At 75.3% G+C, this 3,960-nt stretch carries 4 protein-coding genes; all 4 read left to right on the top strand.

Annotation, left to right across the window (positions count from 1 at the left end):
* The coding region (locus NH602_RS29055; RefSeq protein WP_253069471.1) for an LCP family protein at window positions 1–1,490 on the top strand (1,490 nt) is incomplete at its 5' end.
* A gap of 17 nt (window positions 1,491–1,507) precedes the next feature.
* The gene (locus NH602_RS29060; RefSeq protein WP_253069472.1) at window positions 1,508–2,254 is read left to right on the top strand and encodes a TIGR03089 family protein; all 747 of its coding nucleotides are present in this window, start codon (window positions 1,508–1,510) and stop codon (window positions 2,252–2,254) included.
* Between the two features lie 22 nt (window positions 2,255–2,276).
* Window positions 2,277–3,542, top strand: a complete 1,266-nt coding sequence (gene ilvA, locus NH602_RS29065) for a threonine ammonia-lyase IlvA (RefSeq protein ID WP_100878674.1) — start codon at window positions 2,277–2,279, stop codon at window positions 3,540–3,542.
* Between the two features lie 58 nt (window positions 3,543–3,600).
* Window positions 3,601–3,873, top strand: coding sequence for an MSMEG_0570 family nitrogen starvation response protein (locus NH602_RS29070; protein ID WP_202416400.1), 273 nt, complete (start codon window positions 3,601–3,603; stop codon window positions 3,871–3,873).
* Window positions 3,874–3,960 lie beyond the last annotated feature (87 nt).

Here is a 3,960-nt window from a genome sequence, read left to right on the forward strand (position 1 = left end):
CCGCGACCGGCCCCGACGAGCACCCCCCGTACCCGGCGCGGGGCGGGCGCACCGGCGGAGGACCGCCCCGGGGCCGCGGGCTGCTGGCCCGGCTGCGGGTCGCCGTCGCCGTGCTGTCGGCGCTGACGGTGCTGCTCACCGGCGCCGTGTGGACCTTCTACCGCGACGTCACCGGCGGCATCACCACGACGAACCTGCTGTTCGGCGGCTCCGCGGGCGGCGAGCAGAACATCCTGCTGGTCGGCGTGGACAGCCGTACCGACGCGCAGGGCAACCCGCTGCCGGCCGACGTCCTGGCCCAGCTGCGCAGCGGCGCCGAGTCCGGCGTCCTCAACTCCGACACGATCATCGTCGTGCACCTGCCCGCCGACGGCGGCAGCGCGACCGCGTTCTCCATCCCGCGCGACTCCGAGGTGTCGATCCCCGGGATCGGCCGCAACAAGATCAACGCCGCCTACCCGCAGACGAAGGCGGAGACCGCGTCCCGGTTGGTCGCCGAGGGCGTGCGCGACCCCCGGCAGATCGACCAGGACTCGTCGCAGGCCGGTCGGCAGGCCCTGATCGACACCGTGCAGGACCTCACCGGGCTGGCCATCGACCACTTCGCCGAGGTCAACCTGCTCGGCTTCTACAACCTCACCAACGCCGTCGGCGGCGTCGACGTCTGTCTCAAGGCCCCGGCCAGGGACGAGTTCTCCGGCGCCGACTTCCCCGCAGGCCCGCAGACGATCTCCGGTGCCGACGCGCTCGCGTTCGTCCGGCAGCGGCACGGGCTCGCCGGCGGGGACCTGTCGCGTATCAACCGTCAGCAGGTGTTCCTCGCCGCGGTCGCCAACAAGGTCCTGTCCTCGGGCACGCTCACCGACCCGACCAAGCTCGGAGCGCTCATCGAGGTGATCCAGCAGTCGGTCGTCATCGACAGCGGCTGGGACCTGCTCGGCTTCGCCCGCGAGGCGTCGTCGATCGCGGCCGGGAGGATGGACTTCCTGACCATCCCCACCGGCGGCCCGGAGACCACCCGCGGCAAGGACGTGCTGCTCGTCGACCCCGCCGAGGTCCGCGACTTCGTCGCCCACCACACCGACCCCGAGCCCGAGGAGGCGCCCGCGACCTCCACGGAGGCGGCGGCGCCGGTCGTGGCCGACGTGGCGAACGGGTCCGGGGTGACCGGGCTGGCCGCGCAGGTCGCCGACACCCTGGGCCGCACCGGGTTCACCCCCGGCGAGGTCGGCAACGCCCCGGACCGCACCACCTCGGTGGTCCGCTACAGCCAGGCCGACGGCGACGCCGCCGCCCGCCGGGTCGCCGAGGCGCTGGGCGGCATCGGCGTCGAGCAGTCCGACGCCGTCGCCCAGGGCCGGGTCCAGGTGCTGCTCGGCACCGACCGCGCGAACGGCGGCCGGTCGACCTCCGCGGCGGCCGCGCCCGCCGCCGCCCCGGCTCCCTCGACCCCGCCGATCACCGCGGGCGGGGTCCCCTGCATCGACTGACGTAGCGTTCCGGCGTGATGGACACCGTCTTCGGCTCCGGCCTGTTCCTCACCGACGCGCTGCTCGGCCCGGCGCTCGGCGCCGCCGCCCCGCGACCGCTGGTCACCCATTACGACGACGCGACCGGCGAGCGGACCGAGCTGTCCGGCACGACCACCGCGAACTGGACCGCGAAGGCGGCGAACCTGCTGCGCGACGAGGTCGACGTCGAGCCGGGCACCCGGGTCGCGGCGCTGCTGCCCGCGCACTGGCAGACCGTCGCCGCGCTGCTGGCCGTGTGGTCCTGCGGCGCGGAGCTGGTCGGCGACCCGGCGGGCGCGGACGTCGTGCTCGCCGACGCGGCGCGGCTCGACGTGGCGCTCGCGGCCGGGGCGGGCACGGTCGTCGCGTTCTCGCTGGACTTCTTCGGCCGCGGCCTGGGCGACCTCCCCGGTGGCACCGTCGACTTCGCGACCGAGGTGCGGGTGCACGGCGACGAGTTCGTCCCGTGGGACCCGGTGGACGGCGCGGCCCCGGCCTGGGACGGCGCGAGCGGCGAGCAGGTCCTGGCCGCGGCCCGGGAGCGTGCGGACGCACTCGGCATCACCGCGGGCGCCCGGGTGCTGTCGAGCACCGGCTGGGACAGCGCGGACGGACTGCGCGACGGGCTGCTCGCCGTCCTCGCGGCGGGGGCCTCGCTGGTCCAGACCGTGAACGCCGCCGGGGACCCGGCGACCCTCGACCGCCGCGCGGAGTCCGAGCGGGTCACCCTGCGCCTGGGGTGAGCGGCGGCCCCGGCCGGGGGTCATGACACCCTGGTCGACCGTGACCCCCTCTGTGAGCGCCCGGGACGTCGACGACGCGGCGGCCCGGCTCCGCGCCGTCATCGGCCCGACCCCGCTGCAGCTCAACCCCCGCCTGTCCGACGCGCTCGGCGGCGAGGTCTGGGTCAAGCGCGAGGACCTGCAGCCGGTCCGTTCGTACAAGATCCGCGGCGCCTACAACCTCATCGCACAGCTGCCCGAGGCCGACCGCCTCGCCGGCGTCGTCTGTGCCAGCGCCGGCAACCACGCCCAGGGCGTCGCGTTCGCCTGCCAGCGCCTCGGCGTGACCGGTCGGGTGTACCTGCCCGGCACGACCCCGCGCCAGAAGCGGGACCGGGTCGCGCGGCTGGGCCGCGACGCCGTCGAGGTGCGGGTGGTCGGCAACACCTACGACGAGGCCGCCGCGGCCGCCCGCGCCGACGCCGAGTCCACCGGTGCCACCCAGGTGCCCGCCTTCGACGACCCGCGCACCGTCGCGGGCCAGGGCACGATCGCCCGCGAGATCGTCTCCCAGCTGGCCGACCCGCCGGATGTGCTGGTCGTGCCGGTCGGTGGCGGTGGACTGCTCGCCGGGGCCATCACCTACCTGCGCGAGCACGCGCCGTCGACCCGGATCGTGGGCGTCGAGCCCGCCGGGGCGGCGAGCATGGCGGCCGCGGTCGCCGCGGGCGAGCCGGTCGACCTGGGATCGCTGGACCCGTTCGTCGACGGCGCCGCCGTGCGCAAGGTCGGCGCGGCCACCTTCGACGTGGTGCGCGACGCGGGCGTGGAGCTGCTCGCGGTGCCCGAGGGCCGGATCTGCGTCGAGATGCTCGCGCTCTACCAGTCCGACGGGATCATCGCCGAGCCGGCGGGCGCGCTGTCCCCCGCGGCGCTGGACCGGCTCGACATCCCCCGCGACGCCACGACGGTCTGCCTGCTCTCGGGCGGCAACAACGATGTCTCCCGCTACGCCGACATCGTCGAGCGCGCCCTGGTCTTCGAGGGCCGCAAGCACTACTTCCTCGTCGAGTTCCCGCAGGAGCCGGGCGCGCTGCGCCGGTTCCTCGACGACGTCCTCGGCCCGGATGACGACATCACCCTGTTCGAGTACACCAAGCGCTCCAACCGGGAGACCGGCCCGGCCCTGGTCGGCATCGAGCTGGGGTCGCCGGACGACCTGCCCGCGCTGCTCAAGCGGATGCAGGAGGCTCCCCCGCACATCGAGCCGATCCCGCCGGACAGCCCGCTGTTCGGCTTCATCCTGTAGACGCCGCGCGCAACACGGCGGCAATCCGGGCCGCCTACCGTGCACGACCGTGCCCGAGATGATGTTCGACGTCCGCTGGCCGGACGGCACCGAGGTCAGCTACTACTCGCCGTCGCTGGTGGTGACCGAACACCTGGACACCGGCACGACCTACCCGGTGGCCGAGTTCGTCACGCGCAGCCGCACCTGCATGGAGATCGCCGACGCGCGGGTGCGGGCGAAGTACGGGTTCGGCTGCGCGCAGTCGGCGCGGACGATCGCGCTCATCGACGCGGCCGCGGGGCGGTTCGCCCCGACCGACGAGGTGCGGGTGGAGGGCTTCCGCCGCTGACGCCGCCGGGTCCTGCGGTGATGCGGCGGCCGCGGCGCGGCGTCACGCGGCGGCCGGGCGCCGCCGCAGCACCAGGTGCAGCGCCAC

Source organism: Pseudonocardia sp. McavD-2-B, from assembly GCF_024124365.1.
Lineage (GTDB): Bacteria > Actinomycetota > Actinomycetes > Mycobacteriales > Pseudonocardiaceae > Pseudonocardia > Pseudonocardia alni.

Bases quoted from the DNA above. Each gene is read 5' to 3' on its own strand.
- NH602_RS29070 (WP_202416400.1), top strand. From the start codon at position 3,601: ATGATGTTCGACGTCCGCTGGCCGGACGGCACCGAGGTCAGCTACTAC.
- NH602_RS29060 (WP_253069472.1), top strand. From the start codon at position 1,508: ATGGACACCGTCTTCGGCTCCGGCCTGTTCCTCACCGACGCGCTGCTC.
- ilvA (WP_100878674.1), top strand. From the start codon at position 2,277: ATGACACCCTGGTCGACCGTGACCCCCTCTGTGAGCGCCCGGGACGTC.